At 45.1% G+C, this 24880-nt stretch carries 13 protein-coding genes and 1 tRNA gene; 8 read left to right on the forward strand and 6 right to left on the reverse strand.

Annotated features, from left to right (window positions below; all coding sequences use genetic code 11):
• Positions 1-142 precede the first annotated feature (142 nt).
• The 5 genes from M0Q51_05525 to M0Q51_05545 form a co-directional block, all read right to left on the reverse strand.
• A complete protein-coding gene (locus M0Q51_05525) occupies positions 143-1576 on the reverse strand; it encodes a leucyl aminopeptidase (GenBank protein MCK9399440.1) in 1434 nt (477 codons plus the stop codon).
• Positions 1569-2846: a 3-deoxy-D-manno-octulosonic acid transferase gene (locus M0Q51_05530; protein MCK9399441.1), complete on the reverse strand. Its 1278-nt coding sequence runs from the start codon at positions 2844-2846 to the stop codon at positions 1569-1571. Before M0Q51_05530 ends, M0Q51_05525 begins: the two co-directional genes overlap by 8 nt.
• Positions 2847-2858: 12 nt before the next feature.
• Positions 2859-3620: a hypothetical protein gene (locus M0Q51_05535; protein MCK9399442.1), complete on the reverse strand. Its 762-nt coding sequence runs from the start codon at positions 3618-3620 to the stop codon at positions 2859-2861.
• A 118-nt stretch (positions 3621-3738) separates the two neighbouring features.
• Positions 3739-6036 carry a penicillin-binding protein 1C gene (gene pbpC, locus M0Q51_05540; protein ID MCK9399443.1) on the reverse strand — a complete coding sequence of 766 codons (2298 nt, stop codon included), beginning with the start codon at positions 6034-6036 and terminating at the stop codon, positions 3739-3741.
• Positions 5996-11536: an MG2 domain-containing protein gene (locus M0Q51_05545; GenBank protein MCK9399444.1), complete on the reverse strand. Its 5541-nt coding sequence runs from the start codon at positions 11534-11536 to the stop codon at positions 5996-5998. Before M0Q51_05545 ends, pbpC begins: the two co-directional genes overlap by 41 nt.
• A gap of 112 nt (positions 11537-11648) precedes the next feature.
• Here M0Q51_05545 and M0Q51_05550 point away from each other — a divergent pair, with 112 nt between their 5' ends.
• The 4 genes from M0Q51_05550 (at position 11649) to M0Q51_05565 (ending at position 14807) form a co-directional block, all read left to right on the forward strand.
• Positions 11649-12422 (forward strand): glycosyltransferase family 2 protein, encoded by a 774-nt coding sequence (locus M0Q51_05550; GenBank protein ID MCK9399445.1) that lies wholly within the window; start codon positions 11649-11651, stop codon positions 12420-12422.
• 163 nt (positions 12423-12585) lie between these two features.
• Positions 12586-12660: transfer RNA gene (locus tag M0Q51_05555), tRNA-Val, on the forward strand.
• Between the two features lie 500 nt (positions 12661-13160).
• Positions 13161-14510 carry an alpha-L-fucosidase gene (locus M0Q51_05560; protein ID MCK9399446.1) on the forward strand — a complete coding sequence of 450 codons (1350 nt, stop codon included), beginning with the start codon at positions 13161-13163 and terminating at the stop codon, positions 14508-14510.
• Between the two features lie 75 nt (positions 14511-14585).
• Positions 14586-14807 carry an Ig-like domain-containing protein gene (locus M0Q51_05565; protein ID MCK9399447.1) on the forward strand — a complete coding sequence of 74 codons (222 nt, stop codon included), beginning with the start codon at positions 14586-14588 and terminating at the stop codon, positions 14805-14807.
• A gap of 125 nt (positions 14808-14932) precedes the next feature.
• On the opposite strand, the gene M0Q51_05570 is transcribed toward M0Q51_05565, so the two are convergent.
• Positions 14933-15889 carry an AraC family transcriptional regulator gene (locus M0Q51_05570; protein MCK9399448.1) on the reverse strand — a complete coding sequence of 319 codons (957 nt, stop codon included), beginning with the start codon at positions 15887-15889 and terminating at the stop codon, positions 14933-14935.
• A 313-nt stretch (positions 15890-16202) separates the two neighbouring features.
• Between M0Q51_05570 and M0Q51_05575 the strand changes: the two genes are divergently transcribed.
• From M0Q51_05575 to M0Q51_05590, 4 genes are all read left to right on the forward strand, one after another.
• Positions 16203-19424, forward strand: coding sequence for a TonB-dependent receptor (locus M0Q51_05575; GenBank protein MCK9399449.1), 3222 nt, complete (start codon positions 16203-16205; stop codon positions 19422-19424).
• Positions 19425-19435: 11 nt separating this feature from the next.
• Positions 19436-21070, forward strand: a complete 1635-nt coding sequence (locus tag M0Q51_05580) for a RagB/SusD family nutrient uptake outer membrane protein (protein ID MCK9399450.1) — start codon at positions 19436-19438, stop codon at positions 21068-21070.
• Between the two features lie 67 nt (positions 21071-21137).
• On the forward strand, positions 21138-22556 hold the full coding sequence (locus M0Q51_05585; protein ID MCK9399451.1) for a hypothetical protein: 1419 nt from the start codon (positions 21138-21140) through the stop codon (positions 22554-22556).
• A 138-nt stretch (positions 22557-22694) separates the two neighbouring features.
• Positions 22695-24878 carry a hypothetical protein gene (locus M0Q51_05590; GenBank protein ID MCK9399452.1) on the forward strand — a complete coding sequence of 728 codons (2184 nt, stop codon included), beginning with the start codon at positions 22695-22697 and terminating at the stop codon, positions 24876-24878.
• Positions 24879-24880 lie beyond the last annotated feature (2 nt).

Raw genomic sequence — 24880 nt, forward strand, 5'->3', positions numbered from 1 at the left:
TATCAAAAATTTGCTTTTGGACACATTTTGAAAGAAAATTCAGCTTACGTTTTCCATATTGGTCTATTTTTATTTTTTCGTCAATTATAAACGTTTATCAAATTGCCCCTTTTCGGAACGGGCTCAACTTTGAACTTTGAACTTATCTTTTCGCCCTTTGCTCCAGAAACTCCACCAGCAACCTCACTCCAAACCCTGTTCCCCCTGCAGTCCTGTAACTGTCTTTTTTTTCTATGAAAGCCGGTCCGGCAATGTCAAGGTGGATAAAAGGGTAGTCGGTGAAATGTGCGAGGAACTTGCCCGCCGTGATCATGCCGGCATCCGTGCCGCCGATGTTCTTGATATCAGCCACATCCGATTTGATCAGTTCGCCGTATTCTTCCCAGAACGGGAATACCGCGATCCGCTCGTAAACCATCTTGCCGCATTCTATAAGAAGTTCCATCTCTTTTTCAGCCCGGTTTTCCATGGCTACAATGCCATATCTGCCGATTGCCCGGCTGGCAGCGCCGGTAAGGGTTGCCGCATCAATAACCAGTTCAGGCTTGAATTTCTTCGCGTAGCTGAGCGCATCTCCCAGGATCAACCGTCCTTCAGCATCGGTATTCAGCACTTCAACCGTTGTTCCGTCGTACATTTTGATGACATCGCCCGGGGCAATGGAATTGGCATCCATCCTGTTATCTGTGGCAGGCATCAGGCCAATCACATGTAAGGGAAGGTTTAGTCTGGCAATGGCATAAATAACCGTCGCCATCGTGGCCGCACCGGCCATGTCATCTTTCATATTATCCATGAAATTGGCGGTCTTCAAGTTCAAACCTCCCGTATCGAAAACCACTCCTTTTCCAACCAGGATAACCGGCTTTTTGTTGACCGGTTTCGGAGGATTCCATTCCATGATAGTGAAAGTCGGCGGATCAGCACTTCCTTTGTTTACAGCCAGTAGACCGCCCATTTTCAGCGCTTCGATTTTGTTTTTGTTCAGCACTTCAACCTTTATACCCACTTCTTCACCCATTTTCTGGAATTCTTTCGCCAGTACCTGGGCCGACAGGTGAGATACTGGCTCATTGACCAGCGTCCTGCAACGGATGACTGAATCGGTTAAAATGTTCATCCTGTCGATCTCCGCGTCTTTTATCAATTTGGAAAGTATACCTACCGAGGAAAGCGAATTCTCTTTCTCTTTCTTATCGCTCTTATATTTCAGAAACTGGTAGCTGCCGAGGGCAATCCCTTCCACCAGGGCAAGTGTCTCCGGGCCTTTGCCATCGACATCCACCACTACAACGCTTTTCGCTTTCAGCTCATTCAGCCTGGCTGCCAGGCTGTCGCCGGCTTTGCGGCAATTCTCCAGCCGCTTATAGCCCTCTTTTTCTTCTTTGATCAATTGAACCAGCACCCACTTGCCGAGCCTGTCAAAAACAACTGTTTCCTTTTTATGTTCAGATAAAACCTGGCTGGCATAGGCAATTTCTTCCTTGCTCAGGTATTTCAGGTCGATGTTTTTCACATCGGAGGTCAGCAGGATGATATTATCGTCAAGCGAGATTTTATTGATCTTCTTAGACATGGTTAGTAGTTTTTAAAATGAATGATAAAATTTTTCCGGTAGTTCCCTTCCTCTCCTCAACAAAACGCTTGCAAATTTCCCCCGTAGCCAGGTAAAATTTACGATTTTCAATTAATTGTGTAGACCGTCTGTTCAGCTCCTCCTGGTTGCAGATGGAAAAAGCTCCCCCGGTTTCGATCAGATCAACGGCTTCGCAGAATTTCTCATATTTTGGCCCGAATATCACCGGTTTTCCGAAAGCTGCCGCCTCCAGAATATTATGGATCCCTGCTCCAAATCCGCCACCGATGTAGGCAATTGTGGCGTACTGATATAAATGGGAGAGATAGCCGATTCCATCGACGATCAGAACATTGCAAGGTATTGCATTATCTTCTGAAAGAGCAGAAAAAACTTCCACACGACAACTTTGAACTTTGAACTTTGAACTTTGAACTGCAGCAACCAGCGTTGCCACCCACACTGCCCCCACCTCATGCGGTGCGATAATAAACTTCATCCGGTCGCCCAGGATTTCGATCAATTTAATAATCAGTTCTTCATCAGCCGGCCAGGTGCTGCCTGCGAGAAAAACAGGCTGATCCCCGACAAATTTTTCTACCAGGGGAAATGACCGGGATTTCGCAGCAATTGATGCCACCCGGTCGAAACGGGTATCACCGCTTACGGTTACCTGGTCGATACCAAAAGATCGCAATAATTCTGCTGATTGATTATCCTGGACAAAAAACCGGGTCACTTTCAGGAGCTGTTTTCTTGCCCAGCCGCCGTACCACATGAAAAAATGCTGGTTTGACCTGAAGATGGCAGAGATCACATAAACGGGGATTTTTTCCCTGTAAAGAAAATCGAGATACCGGAACCAGAACTCATATTTCACGAAAACGGCCAGCGCAGGGCGCACAAGGCGGATGAATTTCTTCGCATTCCACGGGCTGTCGAGTGGAAGGTAAAAGATGTAATCGGCCCCATCATAATTTTTCCTGATCTCATAACCGGAAGGGGAGAAAAAGGTCAAAAGAATTTTCCAGTCGGGATGCTCATTCCGGAAAGCCTCGATCACCGGCCGGCCTTGCTCAAACTCTCCCAGGGAAGCGCAGTGAAACCAGGCGAGAGCCCCCTTTGAACTTTGAACTTTGAACTTTGAACTCAGTTCCTTGAAAATCCTCTTTCTCCCACTCACCCACCTTCGTGCTTTCGGATTAAAAAGCGCCGCGACCGAGATGACATCTCCATACAGGTGAATGATAAGGTCATAGATAATCCACATCGGCTTAGGGACTTAATAATAATAAAATTCCTTCAATGTGCGCTGGCGCAGCGGGATCATCCAGGCGATCTTTGGACCGATGAGAAAGTCAAACCTTTTCCCTTCGGGTGGCGCCATCGTATCGAAATAATAATCCCTGTAGCCCTTAGTCCATCCTTCAAAAGCTTCAATTGAGAACGTGAAATTCAACAAGCGATTTTGGCCGAAATACATGAAGCCGATCGACTGGTTGAGCATTAAACCGCCGCTCAGCCTGTCGTAGCCCCTTTTATAATCACCCTTTAATTGTGGTGCGCTTGAGTTTTCCACTTCGATCCTGATCTTATGGGTGATGTATCCAAAACCGGCAGTAAAGAAAATGCCTGAATTTTTATCTGCTTTAATCAAAGGAATCAATTTCCCGAATTTGGCCCCAATAACATGTCCGCGCTCAAAGAGGGCGACGACAGCAGGTGTTCCATCACCGTTGATGACATTTCCTTCAGAAGTCATGATCCCTTTCAGGATGCTTAAACCATTTTTGACATTGCTCCCGAACAGGTAGTTATATTCAACGCCAAAAAGCCAGTTAGAAGAGGTTTTCCACATGAATCCGGGCCCGACGGTCGAATTCGACCCGAACCTTTCGGCCATATCCGCCCCCGGCCACTGGTAACCGTAGAATCCATAGAACATCGGTATGCTTACCGCGGAATCGGATTTGGCGCGCTGTGATTGTGCCTGGAATGAAAGCACCAAGAGTATTATCGGCAGTAATATCCTGAACAGGCGCATGGAATGGTTTTTTGCAAAGATAAGTTTATTTTGAGTCGGCGGTCAGCGGTCAAATCTTAACATCATCAAATCATCAAATCAACAAATCTCCAAATCTCCCAATCCCCCTATCACCCAATCATTGCACCACCTCAATCTCCGTAACCAGCCTGTTACCGTTCTCATCCACCAGCGTAATGTTATGTTTTCCTTGCGGTGGCTGCAGGCTCATCTTATGTATATCCCTTGTGAAACCAAGGTATTCGTCATCCAGGTGCCAGTAAATGATGGTTGATGGAATCTGATGGGCGGCTTCGAAGATAACTTCTCCAAGCCTGCCATTCTGCTCATGTGGTATCAATATCTTTTTATCTCCCGCCGGGTAGATGAACTGCATCAGTTTCTGCCGGTCGTCGCTGCAGCCGCTCAATAGCGGAGGCACCGGCCTGTAAAATGGATCCCTCAGCCTGTAATAGGCGCCCAGTGCCGGGGGAAGAATAAACCAAGGGGTCGGGACAATCTTTTCCGACGGATAACAATCGGCATTCACGCGGTACTGACCGGTTTCATCGAGCTGAAGCAGTCGGTGGTAAGGGCATGGCATCGATTTCAGCCCTTCAAGGCAAATGGTGACAGAATCACGCTCCGGACAATACACCGAAGGCCTGTAGCCACTTTGCCTGCAAACTTCTGTTTTCTCAAGTTCATCAAAAGGCTCCGGAAACCAATGACCGGGTGCCGGAAGCACCCTGAAAACCTCGAACATCAGGGGAGCAGCAGCTGATACACCGGTAAGTCCCGGCCGCCCTTCGCCACCGGCATTGCCGACCCAGACGCCCACAAGGTAATCCGCAGTCATCCCCACCGACCAGGCATCCCGGAAACCGAAGCTGGTGCCTGTCTTCCAGGCAATATTCCTCGAAGATGCAAAAGCCCTCCAGCCCTCTTCTTCTTCCGGGCGGTTGACATCGCACATGGCATGGAGTGTCAGCCAGGCGGCGCCGGCGGAGTAGGCCGGGGACTCCATCCCGGGGGATGGAGTCCCTTTTAAAGTACGGCCCATGTTGCTGTACATCGAGCAGACATCCCACAGGCTTGCCTCCGCCCCGCCAAGGATCAGCGAAAGGCCGTAATGGGAGGCAGGCTTATTCAGGGTGGTCATGCCAAGCTTTTTCAGTAAATCGTAGAAAGGCTGTACGCCGTACTCTTTCAGCAGGTAAACTGCCGGGATGTTCAGCGACCTGCTCAGGGCAAGCCTTGCCGGAACCGCGCCATCGTAAGTCTGGCTGAAATTCTTCGGTGAAAATCCGGAAAAATATGAAGGTACATCCGGCACCAGCATCCCTGGCAACAACTCACCGGCATCCATCATCGCGGCATAAAGAAAAGGCTTCAATATGCTGCCACTGCTGCGGGGAGCCACGATAATGTCCACATCAGGACTGTGAACGGAATCATTTTGATCGGCCGAATTTCCCAAATAAGCAAGGACTTCCCCCGAATTCAGGTCCATCACCATAATGGCAGCGTTAAAAACCTGGTTGGCCGCCAGGATGGGCTGATTCCGCCTGGCAATGGCGGAAACTTTTTCCTGCAGGCCCGCATCGATGGTGCTCATGATCTGCTCCCCGCCTTGTTGTTTTGTTAGACGAGCTACAAAGTGACGGGCATTGTTCGGTAACGGGAGAGGATCTTGCGGAAGCGGCTCATCACAAGCGAGATTGCAGGTGATCTCATCGATTCTCCCGTCCGCCATAAGTTTATTAAGCAGCCTGTTCCTCTTTTTGAGGAGCACATCCCTGTTTTTTCCCGGGTGGATGGCTGAAGGAGCATTGGGGAGCACCGCCAGCACAGCAGCTTCGGCCCAGGAGAGTTCCGATGGCGGCCGTCCGAAATAGCGCCAGGAAGCGGCGCCCAGGCCGACATTATTTCCTCCGAAAGGGGCATGCGAAGCATACATCCCGAGAATGCTGTTTTTGGAATAAGAGACCTCCAGCCTGAAGGCCAGCCATATTTCCAGCACTTTTTCCCAAACGGTGCGCGGTTTCCCTTTGCGCGAAAGACGTATCGTCTGCATGGTAAGGGTGCTTCCTCCGCTGACGACCTTCCCGGCACGGATATTCTGCCAGAGCGCCCGTCCAAGCGATACCGGGTTAAACCCGGGATGCCGGTAGAAATGCCTGTCTTCAAACCTTAGCAGGCAGGTCGTGAATTTATCCGGAACCGAATCTGCGGGAGGAAAGCGCCACTGTCCATCACCGGCAATCCTGGCCCCGAGAAGCCTCCCATGCCGGTCGTAAACAACAGTGGCATAAGGGTCATCAAATAGCGGCGATGGTAAGGAAAGCCAGAAAATTACCAGTAAGGCAACTATTGTAACAATCCATGTCAGTCTTTTACCTGACCACTTCAACCCAACGACCCTTAGTGTTTGCATGGATATTCTTTTCATACATTGCCTCGCAATTTACCGCCGGGAGATAATACTTTCCAGAGTAAGCGGCATTGAGCCGTACACGGAATGTCTTCTTCTGATATTTTTCCAGGTCAAAGAACGTGTATACCCTGTCATCCCGAATGTCGCGGTAAACATAGCTGTCCTCCTTCAATCCCGATGCAATATCTTGCACCCTCGTGTTGATGATCTCCCAGCCTGAAGGGAAAACCTGGCTCAAAGCCATATCAGTGTATGAGAACAATACCCCCGGATGTTCCACCGTCACCTGGGCAATGAAGTCAGTTCCCTGCTTTAATGAATCAATATTCAGCACTTTCCCGTTATCAGCCGTATAAACGACGCTTATTCTGAGACTGGATGATTGTTCGGTTTCAAGCCCGTGGAGCGGCTGGCCGGAAAGTGTCACATTCACAAAAAGCCTTGTATCAGGTTTGTTGTTTTTAACCTGGAAATTTCCCGACATGCCTGCTGATTCTTCCAGGTCAAGCATATAAACCGATTTCACGGATTTTAAAGTTTCTGATTTCGTTTTATTCAACATATAGTCCAACTCAAGGCCTTTGCCGGCATTTTTCCCCGCATAACTGGCAATGGCATAGAGGCAGAAAGCCGTAGTCTGGGTACTGTAATATCCGTCTTTTAGCTCATCTGCAATTCTTTTCATGATTAGAAAGGCTTCGTTATCTTTTTTCAACATCGAAAGCGCTTCCAGTGTAAATGCCAGGTCCCGCAATGATGAACCATAGGTATAACCGGCATAATAATATTCATCCGTTATCCCCACCTGCCTGCCGGCAATTATTTCCTCAGCCACTTCAGGTTTGCCTGCATAGAGATAGGCAGTTGCCAGTATCCAGGCAGTTGATGGCGAAAGCTTTCCTCCTTCCCTCATCCTGTTCATTGCGCTCATGTTAGGCTTTTGGCCCAGTGCAAGGGTATACAAACGGTAAGCCTGGCTCAGGTCATTCCAGGGCTGGCTCTCTGCCAGGCTGCCCTGGTAACTGCCTGCTGTCCGGTACTGGTAATCCATCCATTTCTCAAGCAGGCCGGCAGGGAGCAAATATCCTTTGTTAGCTGCCAGGATAAGGAAATGACCGGCATAGGAGGTCGCCCAGCCGTTCACATCCGCCTGCCCCGGCCAGTAGCTCATTCCCCCGTTGGGCAAAGTCATCCTGGAAATCCTTTTGATTGCTGCCCTGATATTCCGGTCGAGCACCATTTGCTGTTCCCCCTTCAAATCCGTCAGCTCGCCAAGATAAAGCTGTGGAAATGCGCTCGAAACCGTTTGTTCAAGGCAACCATAAGGGTACCGGATCAGGTAATGCATATGCTTTTCAAGGTCGAAGTCAGGTAAGCCGCTGAAAGTAACCTTACCAGTATTTGTACCCTTCATCCCGGTGAATAAATATGGAATATTATTCGACTGACCGGATTCGATAACAAAATCAGCAGTTTGGGTGAGAAACGGGTTCGGGTTGCGGACATTGATTTCAATTTCCTGTGAAGCAGTTTCAGCACCTGAAGTGGCTTTCACCTTTATCTTGCCAATACCTGTCTTTTCATTTACCTTCATTTTAAAATAGGCCATCTGCTCACCGATCTGGCTGAATGACAGATCTTTGGAAGAACCTACTAATGTGACCAGGTCATTGGATTCGACTTCGATCCTGACATTTTTAATTTTTTCATCCATTGCGAAGACAGAAACCGGCAATTCAACCTCTTCATCCGGTCCCAATACCCTGGGCAAAGTAACCAGTACCATAAGCGCTTTCCTGACCGGCGTAGTTTGCTCAGCCTGTCCGTATGCGCCATCTTTCCCAGCTATGACCATCGTCCTCACCGAGCCGATGTAATTGGGCATATGCAGATTAATATCTTTCTGCTCCCCCTTTTTAAGGCTGAACGGACCGGCGTATCTCACAACAGGCACAAACCGCTGGGCTTTTTTGTCTTTTGCATTGATGGCGTCTTCATCGCCACCGATGGCAAGGACCTTTTCCAGCCTGCCCCCATAAGCGCCCAGGACCAGGTCGAACACATCCCATGTTTTCACTCCCAGCGCTTCCCGGGCATAGAAAATCGAATGAGGATCAGGGGTTTTGAATCGGGTGAGGTCAAGTAAGCCTTCATCAACCATAGCAATAGTGAAAGTCATCGGTTTCCCGTCTTTTTCACTGACCTTCACCGTAAAATCTTCTTCGGGTTTTAACTCGCCGGGCATTGAAATGACAGGTTTCAGCACAGTCAACGGGTCTTCGATGAGCAGCGGGATAACACCGTACATGCGGATGGGATTATCGTTTACGGTTTGCTTGTGCGGTTGGATCAGGCTGAGGTAAACGTAGATATTTGGCGCCATTCCTTCCGTGATATTAAATTCGAATGTCTCTTCCGATTTTTCACAAATTTTCCACTGGCTCGATAATATTTTGCTTCCGGATTCAATGCTCACAAGCGCCCTGCTTCCTGGTGTTGCAGGAAAACTGATCACAGCTTTTTCCCCGGTGCTGTACTTTTCTTTACCGGCACTGAAGGTCAGCATGGTGGCGCCTGCGGGGTTAACCCGTCCCGAGCGGTTCACGTAGGATGGCCAGTCGATAAAGACCGTCTGGCCTGACTGGTGGCCACCCTCAGGATCCTTGACTACGATCAGGTACCGGCCCCAATCAGGGTATTTAACCTGGAATCTGAATGAGCCTTTCCCGTTGATGGCATTGACTTCTCCCTGGTAAATAATTTCCGCATCGCGGCTTCCCATGTAGTAGGCCAGGTTTTCTTCACCGGAACTCCACCACCAGCGCCATTGAGCTTTGTATACTTTTACCTCTAAACCAGTGCATGATACCGGATTCCCCTTCCAGTCGACACTGGCAATCTCAACCTCGTGATCCTTATCCGTTTCAAGCATATTGCCGTAATTTCCTCCATCCGGCACATAAATCCCGATATAATTCTTAAAGGGGGAATATTGTTTCGTGAATACATCGGTACTGAAATCACCGCCTTTTTCGAATGCCCTGACCATAAAAACCGCGTCCATCATGCCTGTGGCATTGTTGCCTGCCGGAAGTTCCAGTGAAAATGTTGCTTTACCCTGGTTATCAAGCTCTTTATCGAATACATTGCGCTCTCCTCCTGAATAATTGTTTGCAGGATTCTCGAAAGAGTACTTCTCGTAGCCTTTGAAAGTTGTCCTGGTTTTACGGAAACTCAGGTTGATATTCGTTTTTAAACCTGGTGCAACGGCCCCGTGCAGCCATTTCACCTCAAGGCTTCCTTCCGGTTTTTGGGTAAACGTGTTTAAAACTTCCTGGTTGAAGTCCAGCTTGATCTTTAGCCGGTTAGGCTTCACGGTTTCCACCCTTATACTTTTTTCGAATGAAGCCCCTCCTACTTTCACCAGGGCACGCCAGAGCCCGGTAGGCGCTTCGGGATCGGTCGGGATGCTAAATGCATAAAAGCCGTCAACACCTTCGACCTTTTTAATGGTGTTAACCAGTTGTCCCTTTGAATTGAATAATTCAAGCTGAACAGGGTAGCCCTGCGGAAGTCGATTCTGAAGATCATCTAAGAGAAAAGTCAGGAAGAGCGTATCTCCCGGCCGCCAGACGCCCCGTTCGCCATAAATCATCCCTTTCAGTCCTTTCTGCACCTGCGCCCCGCCCACGTCAAACTGGCTGAGTGAAAGCGAAGAGCCATCATCAAGGCGAAGCCATGTCTTTTGATTATCTTTCGAAGCTTTCAGGTAAAATGGCTTATTCTCCAACTTGATCTTTGCCATTCCGTCCATATTAGAGCTGATGCTTCCAAGAAGCTGGTTCTGGTAATTATACAACTCGATACTGACATCAGAGAGCGGTTCGGCCCGCATCAGGTCCGTGGTATGGATCACGAAAAGCTTTCCATCAGCGGATTTAGCTACTACCCCGATCTTTGAAGCCAGGATCAGTTTTTCCTTGAAGCGGTTACTGTTGTAATATGAATTATGACATGGATTATTTTCCTGACGCCAATCGTAATCATCCTGCCATTCGTCTTCCTGGTACCAGCCGGGAGTATTCCAATTATCAATAATTTCCTGCGTTAGCTTTCCGTCAAGGATAAATTTCGATATGTCTTTATCAGGTGCAGGATCGCAACGATAAAGCGCGTACTCTTTCCGGAAATAGAGCTTTACACGGTAAATAGCACCAGGGTCCTGGCTCATTAATGGGGAAAGGTCGAGGGAAAAAATGTTCCACCGGTGCAGGTCACGTGATTTATCCTCATCCACCAGCAGGGTTTTTGCGTAGACTGGCCTGCCAAACCGCTTGAAATCATAAAAGTAACCGTTATCAAGATCATTACTTTGAAGGAAGTAAGGGATATTATTTTCGAAGATCTTATAAACGATAACGTCAACTGCTCTGAGACTGACGGTCTTGATCGGGAGGTACAGCCCTTCCGCATCCGGCATGATAACCCCGCTACCGATAAATTCGGCTGCCGGCTTCAGCTCTTCGAAATAGATTTCTTCTTCCACCCTTTCTTTCAAGTTAGCCCTGGCATCGCTCCGGATCGAATTTTCCAGGATCAGGACCCGCGATCCCTGCAGCCGGTTGGCAGGGTAAAGGCGGATAATATTATTGTCTGGGACGAGCCTAATCACGTCACCTTCTTTAAGGTAAATCAGCCCGCTGAGGTCCTGCGACGGGTCGACCGGGTCAGAAAGCATAATGTCGATATATTGTTCCTCACCCTGGCTAACACTTGAACCGACATAAAGAAAATCGTTGATGGAAGGTATTTCATAGGTATAATTGCCTTTCAGGTCGATACCGATCGCATTTCCATTCCATTTTAGGTCAACCTGGTATGAAACATCTTTGCGCGGCAGGCTGTCGATCACAAAACTGAACTCATTCAATCCCGGGCCGCTTTCCCATTTCAGGGGGTAATCTGCTCCATCCGAGGAAGCATTGATCAATTTTTCAACATCCTTAATATCGATCACATCGGCAGAAACAAGCTTCCCTTCAATCTTTTTCATTTTTCTTTCCTTCTCCCCTGTGGATATCATGTTTCCGGGGTACACGCTGAATGAAGGTTTGATGGTTTGAAATTCGAAAGTGAAGATCCTCAATTTATTGGGGACCTCCAGGACTTTCGCAAGGCTGAATGAGGCGGTGATATTTTTTCCTGCTGGCCATTCCGGTTCAGGTTTGAATTCAATCATATCTTCCGCATACAAATAAGCTGTGCCTTTAACAGGGGGATCGAATTTAAAAATACCTTCCGGCAAGGGTTTTCCAACTTCATATTTTGATGTAGCAGCAGCCAGCTTAATCCTGACCGGCTCTGTCCTGGAAATCATCCCGATCGTATATCCGTTCACAAATTCGGAAAATGCAGCAGGGTCGGTAGATACCGCTGATTTTTCACAGCTGGTTAGAAGAAAGATAAAAGCCAACGAAACGAAAAGTATCCTGGTTTTCATAATATTGTGGATTGAAATATTTAAACGAACAAGATAGGAATAAATAAAGAAAGATGAAGACAATCTTTTCATCTTTATCAATAACTTTGGCCTTTATCTAAAGCGAGCAATCATGCCGGAGATTTCAGCCGTGATTATAACCTTGAATGAAGAGCTTAACATTGAAAGATGTCTACAGTCGGTAAAGGAAATTGCAGATGAAATCGTCGTAATTGATTCATTTTCAACTGATCGAACTGAGGAGATTTGTCAGAAATACGGCGTAAAATTCAGCTGTCATCCATTCGAAGGATATGTTGAGCAGAAGAGTTATGTCATTTCCCAGGCTTCAAATGATTATATTTTATTGATAGATGCTGATGAAGCTTTAAGTGATGAACTGCGTGCTTCAATCCGGGAAGTAAAAGCTAACTGGACCCATGACGGATATGAGTTCAACCGGTTGAATAGTTATTGCGGGAAATGGATCAGGCACAGTGGCTGGTATCCTGACCGGAAAATAAGGCTGTTCGACCGGAGAAAGGCCTTGGTCAAAGGGAAAAACCCGCATGATGTAATTGTCATGGCTGATAATTCGACCGTAAAGCACTTGAAAGGCGATTTGCTTCATTACACTTATTTATCGGTTGAAGATCACATCCACCAGATCAACAGGTTCACAGAGATCCAGGCCAGGGGAAGCTTTGAACGGGGAAGAAAGGCTTCTTACTTATCCATTTTTTTCAGCCCGCCTTATAAATTCATCCGGCATTATTTTTTCAGGCTCGGTTTTCTCGATGGTTATTATGGTTTTCTGATCTGCCGGAACTCTGCATATTCCAACTTCCTCAAACATGCTAAGCTTAAAGCGTTGTGGAAGATGAAGGGGCGAAAACATGAAAAATGAAAAATCGTCCATGTTCAATCGTCCATGAATTTGATTTGTACATTAAAATCCGGAAGTTTAATTTTTTACTTTTGCATACCAGATTGGGATGTTATCTCAGTTGGTTCAGCGCGTCCCGACTTAGTCGGGAAGGTCACTGGTTCAAGGGCAAAATTGAAATACCGGGATGTTAGCTCAGTTGGTTCAGAGCGCATGCTTCACACGCATGAGGTCACTGGTTCGAATCCAGTACATCCCACTCCATGAAAGTCAGTAATTCACATCGATAATTTGCTGACTTGTTTTTTATGTAGTGTAACATTTGGTGTATTTTTTCAACGCTTCTCTACTGCAATTGTTAATAACACCCCCTCCACACAGAGTATATTTCCATTTATCCTTATTAAGAGTTATGAAGACAATAAAAAAAATTTAGAAGGCCATTTTCTGCAAAATTTCCTAAAATCACTAATTTATAATTCTCCGGTTTTTTGGGGGGAGGTCACGTACCTTCTATAAATGTTGCACTCCTGCGGATGTTTACTTTGGAAGGGCTGATAAAAAAGTGAAGAAGAGAAAGAAAATAAAAATGCAACCCCTTAAAGAAAGAAAGTCAGAATATTAAAAAAAACCAAATTAACTTTATGTCATCAATGATCCTAAATACCGCCTTAAATATCGATCCTTATTTGTCCAGTTTATGCAGAAGACATACACTTTTACCCTTATAAAGACAATGGTTTTAAGAAAGAGAATTTAATGAAGAGTAATATTGGTTTTTTAAGTCTATTATTTATATCATTGCTGGTATTAGCTCAAAACCTTACCGCGCAGTACACTGTTCCCTCAAAAATGGGATGGTGGTACGAAGCCCGTTTTGGAATGTTTGTACATTTTGGATCCTATTCATACCTTGGTCATGGCGAATGGGCTTTTTTCTCTGAAAACTGGTCGAAAGCAAAATACCAAACCCGGGTTTCGGCTAAATTCAATCCAACTGGTTTCAATGCAGGAGCCATGGTACGATTGGCTAAAACTGCCGGTATGAAATACCTTGTTATAACGGCCAAGCATCATGAAGGCTTTTGTATGTGGCAAACAGCGGTTGAAAGCTTTAAGGATGCCGCTGGGACAAAGCTATACGATTTGCCCGGTTTTACAGCATTTAAGACCAGGGATATCTTACGGGAACTGAAGGACTCCTGCGAAGCGCAGGGAATTAAGTTCTGTTTGTACTATTCCATTTTGGATTGGAATCACCCCTCTCAGCGGGTTAATCGTTCATCTTATTATTCAGATATGGCTTCATCTTACGAAAGATATGCATATATCAATGATATGAAAACTCAATTAAGTGAACTGATAACGAAATATCATCCGGCTGTTCTGTGGTTTGATGGAGATTGGACCAAAAATTCCGGGGCAGCGACACTGTCTTCATGGTGGACAAAGTTTGATGGGATTGACCTGTATAATTACCTTATAGGATTGGATTCAAACCTGATTATTAATGAGCGGATTTGCAGAAGCTTTGGTATAGGGGATTTTGAATGTCCTGAACAGCAAGTGCCTGATGCCCCATTAAGCAGGCCATGGGAAACCTGCCAGACCATGAATGATTCCTGGGGCTATAATGCCGGGGACAATGCTTATAAAACTCCATCAACCCTGATATGGGAATTGGTTAAAGTTATATCAAGAGATGGTAATTACTTGCTAAATATCGGGCCCAAGGGTGATGGTACCGTTACAGACCAAACCATATCTATTATAAACGGCTTGGGAAACTGGATGAGTGTGTATGGTGAGAGTATTTATGGGACATACAGAAGTCCATACACCACTGAACCGAAGTGGGGCTTTTATACCAGGAAACCGGGAAAACTGTACGCTCATGTTTTTTCATGGCCAGTAAGCGGATTATTGAAGATTCCATCTCTTACGAATACCATCAACAAAATATACTTATTGAATGACACAACCGCATTATTAAATTATACCGACAGTATTGGGTACATTTGGATATCTGTGCCTGTAATTGCCCCAAATTCAATTAACTCCGTTGTAGCTATTGATGTTTCAGGAGTTCCAACAGCTTCTGACCAATAGGTTAAAGTAACTGGTATAGCTGCAAATGGTGAAGCCGGATTAAATACTATTGCGGACAATGGCGATACTTTGCAAATGTTAGCAATGGTATCACCGGTAAATGCTACCGATAAAACTATTGCCTGGTCAGTAAGTGATACAACAGTTGCTTTTATAAGCTCAAATGGTTTGTTAACCGCCAAAAACAACGGTACAATTACTGTAATAGCCACTGCTAATGATGGTTCCGATGTTCAGGGGAAATTACAGATAATCATCGGTCAGGTAAAGGATGGTGTAAATCTGAAAAAAAAATAGTGATTTTGAAATACAAGGTGCATGGTTAGTAACCCAATGTGATCCGAAAAGGTTCAGTAGTTGCATCATTTGGGCATGCAGGGTCAGCCCCGGGAATATATTAGGTTAAAATGATACATTATATTTCAAACCGCCCGGCCTTTGAGCTTGATTTCCGGCTCTGCTTCTGAACTCATTTCCGGAGGAATATCATTTAAAAACTGCATACGGTACTTATAAGGAGTAACCTTGAAATATTTTTTGAAGCATTTAATAAAGTGGCTGATGTCTGTAAAACCGGTGATATCGGCTATATCCATTATTTTAAGATCTGTTTCCCGCAATAATTTTCTTGCCCTTTGCAATCTTACCTGTATCAGATAATTAATCGGTGAAAGTCCCAGCGCACGAACGAAATTTCGTTGGAAATTCCTTACTGACATATTGGCTAAGCTGGCCATGTCTTTGATATATATTTTCCTGTCAGGATTATTCTCGAGAAATTCGATGACTTTGCCTATCCTTATAAGCGACCTGGCTTCTGTGGACCCAATCTTCGTGTAGTGCCGACAAAGTAAAACAATTAGTTCCTGGAAACGGTTACGCAAAATAATATCATAGCCTTCTTCCCTATTTTGCATTTCCTGGAACATTTCATTGATTATCGATTCAATTTTTGCTAACTCTTCCCGGTTCAACTTTAATTTGTTTTTAAAATGATCCCTTTCCCGGTAATTCGGTTCCAGGATGAACAAAGCATTGTAACCTTCAAGTTGTTTAATTCGGTCGGGAATCAGGTTTATTTTCTTGGTCTCTTCAAACATAACATTTACGATATCCACCTTTCCGGCCTCTTTGAAATAGTGGCTTTGATTGCCTTGCAAAACAAACACATCTCCGGCAGAAACGAGGTATTCATGAGCTTCCACAACCTGGACTCCCTGGCCGTCAATTATTATCACAATTTCCACAAAATCATGATAATGATTGATTTCTGTCAGGTCATGTTCGTGCGTTATTTCATGTTTTCTGTCGACCCGGTAAAGAATAACCGGGCAATTGTCATCTTTGAAATAGTTTAACCCTAAAGCTCTTGTAGACATATGGCATCTTTGAATTTGGCTAAAAATTACTACTTTTTGGCCATATTTTTAAACTGATCGGTTTTTTTTTTATGCATATTTACACAAAGTTAATAAAGAGTGATTAAAATCGGGGAAAATCATCAAAATATCGGATTATCAGGTTAATTTATTGCCGGCAGATATATTATATCCATGTTGACATTTAATACAGCAACCTTAACATATATCAGACTATCAGGCTCAAATTTCCATAAAAAAATATCTTTCTACTCTAAATATTTGTTAAAAATTCATTAATTTTAAGGGATGTGAATCATAATCTCTAATTAATATGCAACGAAAACCACACTTTGAAAAGTCAAAACTTACTTCGCATCAAAACATACCGAAGAAATGGTTTTTGGTATTATTGACTGTGATTTCATTCTTCCTTCTCCAGGCTGATTTATTTGCTCAGGAGAAAACAATTATTGGCACAGTCAAAAGTGTTGCGGATGAAATTACGATTCCAGGAGTGAATATTGTCGTCAAAGGGACGGATAAGGGAACGACTACGGATATTAATGGAAATTTCAGTATTTTGGTAAGTCCTCAGGATGTGCTTATGATTTCATTTATAGGTTATCAGACCCAGGAGGTATTGGTTGGCGACCGCCTGGAAATAAATGTGTCACTCGTTGAGGAAATATCCGAGCTTGATGAAATTGTAGTTATCGGATACGGGACCCAGAAGAAAAAACTTATTACAGGTGCTACTGACCAGGTTAAAGGAGAAGACCTGGAGCAGCGTAATACGATAAATGCCATTCAAGCACTTCAGGGGCTGACACCCGGAGTCAATATCACATCCACTTCAGGTCAGCCTGGCGAGGATTTAAAAGTAACCATACGCGGATTGGGGACGATTGGAGATGCCTCGCCTCTTTATTTAGTCGATGGCGTTCCTACAAGCGATATTGATTTTTTAAATCCTGCAGACATTGAATCGATCGACGTCCTGAAGGATGCAGCCTCCGCTGCCATTTATGGCAACCGTGGCGCTAATGGTGTTATACTGATTACCACCAGGACGGGAAAACATGTCACTGCCACCTCAGGAAAGTCCAGCAATTCCCTGGTTACGTTTGATGCATATTATGGAATTCAGAACCGGGAAAAGAAAATCAGCATGCTGAATTCAGAAGAGTATGCAGCGATCATCAATGAGCAGTACTTAAATTCCGGCGGAAGCCCCTCTAAACTTCCTTTCGACGTGAATAATCTTCCGGCTTATACCTCTGATGGTTATGCTAGTGCTGACTGGCTGGATGAGATGTTTGTCAGCAATGCAGTGACTCAGAATTATGTCATTGGCATGATGGGAGCCAACGAAATTTCTTCCTATTCAATGTCCATGTCATACACTGGCCAGGAAGGGATTGTCGGTGGCTCAGACCTTTCTGATTATAATCGTTTTGGGGGAAGGATCAATTCAGATCATAGTTTGTATAATGGTATCATTAAAGTCGGAGAAAATTTCAACTTTGCCTATGTGAAAAACAATGGCATCAGCGTCGGAAATCAGTATGACAACACCCTGAGAGGCGCCTTTAATTCGAGTCCATTGCTACCGGTTTACGATGACAACGGTGAGTTTTTCAATACGGCGGATGAGACCATCCTGGATCAGGATGGTAATTCTTACTGGAACGACCAGGAGGCAAATCCATATGGCAGCATGTACTATAATAATCAAAATGACAAGAATTCCCAGAAGATGGTAGGTAATGTTTTCGTCGAAATTAACATTTTGAAGAACCTGCAATTCCGTACCGCCCTGGGAATTGATCAGTATAGCAGGGGAGAAAGAGACTTCACGCCCATTTACCAGTTATCTGTTTACTCGTTTTCGAATTTCTCGAAAACATCACAGACTATGGAAAAAAGTCTGGCATTGAATTATGACAATTTATTGACTTATAACTTCGAATCTGGTGTTCATCGGATTGTGGCGATGGCCGGGATGACGGTATATAAGTATAATGGAACCTTTATGTACTCGGAAAACACTGATCTGGCATTTAATGACCTGGCCCATGCTTACCTCAATAACGCCACGAATGTGTCTAATGCTGCACAGATGAAAATTCAGGGGAAACCAAATGATGAAGACAAGTTGCTTTCCTATTTCGGACGGATCCAGTACGATTTAAAAGAAACTTATCTGCTGAATGCCACTTTCCGTGCTGACGGATCCTCCAAATTCGCCGAAGGCAACAGGTGGGGATACTTTCCTTCGGTTTCTGCCGGCTGGATCATGACTAATGAGCCGTTCATGAATGGAGTAAACAGCTATATAAATTTCCTGAAACTCCGGGCCAGTTGGGGGCAAAATGGAAGCTGTAAAACTGATCCGTTTAATTACCTCTCTCCGATTAAGTTTACCCAGGCCTCATATGTTTTCGGCGACGAGGAAGGGGTGAGTGAAAATGGTTCTTATCCGAGCCGCCTTTCCAATGAGAATTTGAAATGGGAAACTTCAGAACAGCTCAATATTGGATTCGACTCCAGGATTTTTAACAGTCAACTGCAAATCAATTTCGATTGGTACAGAAAGGTTACTAAAGACTGGTTAATTAAAGCACCTACTTATGCCACAGCAGGAACCGACGCCCCATATATCAACGGAGGTAATGTGATTAACTCAGGGGTTGAACTTGCCATGATATACAATGGAAATGCAGGGGATTTCAATTACCAGATCAACGTGAACGGGGCTTATAATAAAAATAATGTGACCGACATACCTACCGAAGATGGTATCATTCATGGCGCCACAAATACCTTGTACAACAATTCTTCAGAATTCTACAGGGCGGAGTCAGGCCATGCGATTGGATATTTCTGGGGTTGGGAAACAGATGGCTTGTTTCAGACCACGGTTGATGTCTCCCAACATATCAGTTCAGATGGGACAATCATACAACCCAATGCCAAACCCGGTGATTTGAGATATATAGATCAAAACGATGATGCTGTCATTGATGACCTGGACAAGGTGGACCTCGGGGATCCAATACCTGATTTCCTTTATGGCCTGAATTTTTCATGCGATTATAAAGGCATTGACTTTCTGTTAATTGCCACTGGAGTGGCAGGCAACCAGATCGTGCAATCCTACCGCAGCCAGACCGATAGGTATACCAATTATACAACTGAAATACTGGACCGCTGGACAGGTCCCGGCACGTCAAATACCATCCCGAGAGTAACCAATAACAATATTAATTACAAGTTCTCTGACATTTTTGTAAAAAATGGAAGTTATCTGCGCATCAGTAATATCACCCTGGGCTATGATCTGATCAAGGTAATTAAAGCCAATTATATCAGCCAGCTCAGGATTTATTTTTCGGTGCAGAACCTGTACACGTTCACAAAATATTCAGGGATGGATCCTGAAGTGGGTTATGGATTTGATAATGGCGCCACGGATAAGTTCTCATCAGGCATTGACCTGGGTTTTTACCCGCATCCGAGAACCATGTTATTGGGAGTGAATGTCAAATTTTAAAAATGATGATCATGAAAACGATTAAAAACATATCCCTCTTAATGGTAATAATCTTACTCGTATCTTGTTCAAAGGATTTTCTTGATACCGATTCAATTACCGAAAAAACCGATGCTAACTATTATTCCACTCCTGAAGAAGCCAGTGAAGCCCTGGTAGGCTGTTATGATGCATTGCAGCTGATCTATTCAGACGGCGTTGCAATGCCGGTTGCCGCAGATGTCATGTCAGATCTATGCTTTGGTGGCACAGGCGCGGGAGATGGCGATGGCTATCCTATGATAGACGACTTTGACAGGAATGTTTCCCCATCTGATCTCAACCTGTATGAACCTAACTGGAAAAACTATTATAAAGGCATTTTCAGGTGTAATACGCTGATCATGAAACTGGATCAGGTCGATTGGGGCAACCAGTCCGATTTGAAGTTCGAAATAGAAGCAGAAGCCAGGTTTCTGCGGGCTTATTTTTATTTTGACATGGTAAGGCTCTGGGAAAGGGTCCCCCTGCTTACCAAGCCTTCAAGTGATAACATCCCGCAGTCTGAACCTGATGAGATCTATAAGGTGATTGCCGAAGACCTTTTGTTTGCCGCCGATCATGCAAAAGCCCAGCAATACGGGCAATTGGCTTCATCTGAATACGGTCATGCCTCAAAATGGGCTGCGAAAGCTATGCTGGCAAGAGTATACTTATTCTATACCGGGTATTATGGCAAAGACGATCTTGTGGGACAGGTCACTAAAGCTGATGCTTTAGCTCTTGTTGAGGATGTCATTTCTAACAGCGGTCATGACCTGGTAAGTAATTTCTCCGATCTGTGGCCTGCTGCTGCACAATACGAGGCTGCCCAAGCCGGAAATCCTATCTACGAAACTACTTATGCGGGAGAGAATAACATGGAAATAGTATTTGCCATCAAATACACTTATACCAGCAATTATGACGGAAATACTGACGGGAATCACTGGATGGTGATGTATGGCCTGAGGAAAATGAACTGGCCGGAAAGTGGTTATGGCTATGGATGGGGGGCTTGCACTGTCCCCTCATGGGTTTATGCCACATGGGATACGGCTGATGCCCGTCGTGAAGCATCTATTATGGCTATTGAAGAAGAAGGAATAGATTATACTGAAATAAATGATGTCAAAGAATATACCGGGTATTTCACTAAAAAATACATCCCCTTATGCGATACCGCTGGTAACAGCGTGGCCGAAGAACTTGGAGGAGTGAATTTCATGATTGGACAGTACCAGGATTATTTTATCATCAGGTTCGCAGATGTCCTGCTGATGGCAGCAGAACTGGGAAGCGGGAATGCCCTGGATTATCTGAACAGGGTAAGGTCCAGGGCCGGACTGGGACCTGCAGCCGGCGTGGATAAAGATGCAATCTTTGAAGAGCGCCGCCTGGAATTTGCATTTGAAGGAATCCGGTATTGGGATCTGCTCCGCTATGATCATACCCTGCAATATGCTGCCAGTAAAGTTGCTTATTCAGGTACTGTCATGACCGGTGGAGTGGAATACCCGAAAAATATTTATGGCAATAACCTTATCATTACACGCGGACTTAGCCAGATCCCTTACAATCAAATCACTCTCTCCGGCGGGGTTTTGCAGCAGAACAACGGTTGGTGACAGATCTTTGACAAGATGAATAATTATATGTGTCTATCATTTTTTATAAACTTAAAAAAGCATTAACATGAAAAAGTTCCATTATTTAACAAGTTTCCTTATGATCTTGTTATTAGTAGTCTTTGCATTCTCATCATGCAAGGATAAAGAAGAAGAACCGATAGATTATACACCGGTCCTTCATACAAATTTTGATTACACTGTAGTTCAAAATGTCGTCAAATTCACGACAACGCTTACCGGAAATGTCTGGTGGACATACAGTGGTACCGATTACCCGGCTGTAGACCAAAAGGCTGACGTTGCATTTGCCGAAGCCGGGACATTCTCGTTTACCTGCAGCATTCTTACGGGGGGGCAGACTTTAACGTCAGTTCCTTTTGATGTGGAGGTGCTGGTTGGGGATACAACTGTTTATGACACAGATTACTGGAAGTATCTCACCGGTGGCTATAACCATAAAAAAGAGTGGGTGCTTGATGTTGAAGCAAAGGTACATCCCGGGCCATTATCTTTCCTGGGAACCTCCTGGAATTTTGTCACCTTCGAGTGTGCTGACCAGAATGATTGCTGGTTGTGGGACGCAGATCTCGCTTTCACATTTGATCCTGATTCGGCAAATGTACGTATGGACTGGCCGGGGACGGAAGGTTATGGCATCATGTCCTTCGACTTGATCGGCGGCAAGCATTTTATTGCCGACAAGAAGAAAGAACCCGCGGAAAATGGTACTTATGTGTTGGATTGGGATACCCGCACGATTACCATCACCGGTGGTTCTATCTTAAGAAGCTATAAGCCTTTCGCGATTGTCAATGAGGTTCAAGTGGATGGCATTACCGGCATTTCCGACTGGCAGCATTATAAGATCTATGATATCAGTGATACGGTTCTGCGCCTGGCTGTTTCCCGTGACCAGGATGTCCATGGAGAAGGGGTCTGCTGGTTAATATACAACTTCGTTGAAAAAAACATTTATGAAAGTATCGTCATTATACCGGTAGAGTATTATGAGCCGATTCTTACCACATTTACTGCCGCAGATCTGGTAGGTACCTGGCATTATGCACAGGTTGCCCAGGATTGGATCGGATGGCCGGAAGTTGGTGAATCAGGAGGGACAAGGCTTAACGGATGGACCACCCGCGCGGAAATGATTGAAACATTGGTCGGCTGGGACGCTTCAAATGCAGATTCAATCTTTACGGCAGGCGATGCCAAAGAATACATATTCAACGGTGATGGTACATGCACGCTGAATGGCATCGCAAATACTTATACCGTGTCGGAAGGCGTGATCACCTTCGGAACAGCACTTGTGGATGAATTCTCGCTTGTCTGGATCAGCCTTACAGGAACTTCAGTTCCGGTAGTTGATGTTCAGTGGGACATCGACGGGAATCCTTACACATCTGAAGGTATATGGCTTGGTCAGAAAAATGGCGATAAAAACGAATCTTCATCTGTCCAGCTGGTCAAAAGGTAATTATATCAATCGACCCATTTTGCGGAAATTAAGAGGCAATCTCGTATTACCTCTTAATTTCCCTTTTTCATGTTTTAATAAGCGCTGATCCTGTCAGTTATGATGCTTAAAAAACATATTAAATTAATACATAATACTATGCCATTCCTGGTATTGTATCTTGTAATAGCGACAATGATTTTTTCCTGCAAGAAAAATAATCCGGATGGCAATGATCCTGATCCTGACCCCGGGACCGGTGTTCCGACCATAGCAGGGGACTATAAATGGGGGAGCGTTGCCATTGGTGGAGGCGGCTTCGTTACAGGGATCATAACCTGTCCCTCAGAGAAAAACCTGATATACCTGCGTACAGATGTGGGTGGAGCGTACCGTTGGATAGAAGAGACCAAATCCTGGAAACCGCTCACTGATTTTGTCGGTCCGGATGAAACATCCCTCCTGGGTATAGAAAGCATCGCTGTTGATCCGGCCAATCCTCAAAAAGTTTACATCGCTGCGGGAACAGAATACTGGAACAGCGGATTATCCTGTATCCTTATTTCCGATGATTATGGCGAATCCTTTGAAAAAGTTGATGTTACATCCATGTTTAAATTCCATGGCAATGGAATGGGGCGGCAGAATGGAGAAAGGCTGGTCGTGGATCCTAACCAGGGAGATATTTTGTTCTGCGGAACCCGTAAAAATGGCCTGTGGAAGAGCAATGACGGAGGGCATAACTGGCAAAAGATCAGTACTTTCCCTGTTGCGTCAACAGCCAATGGGAATGGCATTTGTTTTGTCCGGTTTGATGAATCACAAGGGACTCCGGGATCAGCGACACAAAACATCTTTGTTGGTGTTTCACGTTCAGGGAGCAATAATCTGTTTGTCAGCCATGATGGCGGGAATACCTGGCAGACAGTGGCCAATGCCCCGACAAATCAAATGCCTATGAGAAGTTTGCTGGCTGGCGGATTCTTGTATGTGAGTTACGCGGATGCAGAAGGGCCATGGAATTGTTCGACCGGCAGTTTATGGAAATACCATATTGCCAGCAGCGATTGGACGAATATCACACCAGAGTCGGGTACAGCTTTCAGTGGAATATCAATCAGCGATGACCACTCCAGGCTGATTGCCACCAGCATGAATAAGTGGATCAACCAGGGATCGGCATGGGGTGATGAAGTTTATAAAAGTACCGATGATGGATTGACATGGACAAGGCTCTTCCAGGACGGAGGTTCAGGTACCGATCCCGGTGATATAGCCTGGACAGCCAAAGCTGCCATACATTGGGCCGGAGATGTGCAGATTGATCCGTATAATGAAGACCGTGCCTTCATCATTTCCGGAAATGGCGTTTACGTGACCAATAATCTAGGTTCCGGAGCCCCAATATGGCAAAATGCATCAAAAGGACTGGAAGAGACCGTCCCGCTGGACCTGGTGAGTATCCCGGGAGGCCCTTTGGTATCGGTCATTGGCGATTACGATGGTTTCATGCATAAAGATATCACTAAATATCCGGAAAAAATACACTACCCGTCAATTGGTACGTCCACTGGAGTAGCCTACGCAGCACAGAAACCAAACTTTGTCGTTCGTGCCGGCGGAGATGCTGAAGATCGGGCCTTATATTATTCTGATGATTATGGAGATACCTGGTCAAGGATTTTTACAACAGCAGTGGGAAAATACAGGGGACGCGTGGCGGTCTCAGCTGATGGTGAGTGCATTCTTTGGTCCCCCTCGTCCGGTTCTACATTATACTATACGCTGGACCTTGGCCAGAACTGGACAGCATGCGAAGGTATAAGCGGTGCATTGTCACCAGTAGCCGATTATGTTAATCCCAACGCTATTTATGCTTATTCAACCTCTGGTAAATTCTATAAAAGCCTGGATAAAGGAAAGACGTTTACGACGACCATGACAAGTTTTACAGGTGGCAACACTATTATTCGTTCAGTTCCTGACAATGAAGGCCAGGTCTTGATCGCTGTTAAGGGGCAGGGATTGTATATTACTAAGAACTATGGACTTATATTTGAAAAAATTGAAACCGTAACCTATTGTGAGGCCGTGGGAACGGGTAAGGGTCCCAACGGCAGCAATTACCCATCCATCTTCATTTATGGGAAAACTGCAAAAAACGATGTCCTGGCGCCATATCGCAGTGATGATGCAGGTAAATCCTGGGTCAGAATCAATGACGACGATCATCAGTTCGGCAGTCTGGCTAACGGGCAGTTCATCATGGGCGATATGAATGTTTTTGGCAGGGTTTACCGGAGTACGGCCGGAAGAGGAATCGTTTTCGGTGATAAAAAATAATT

This window comes from Bacteroidales bacterium (genome assembly GCA_023229505.1).
GTDB lineage: Bacteria > Bacteroidota > Bacteroidia > Bacteroidales > JAGOPY01 > JAGOPY01.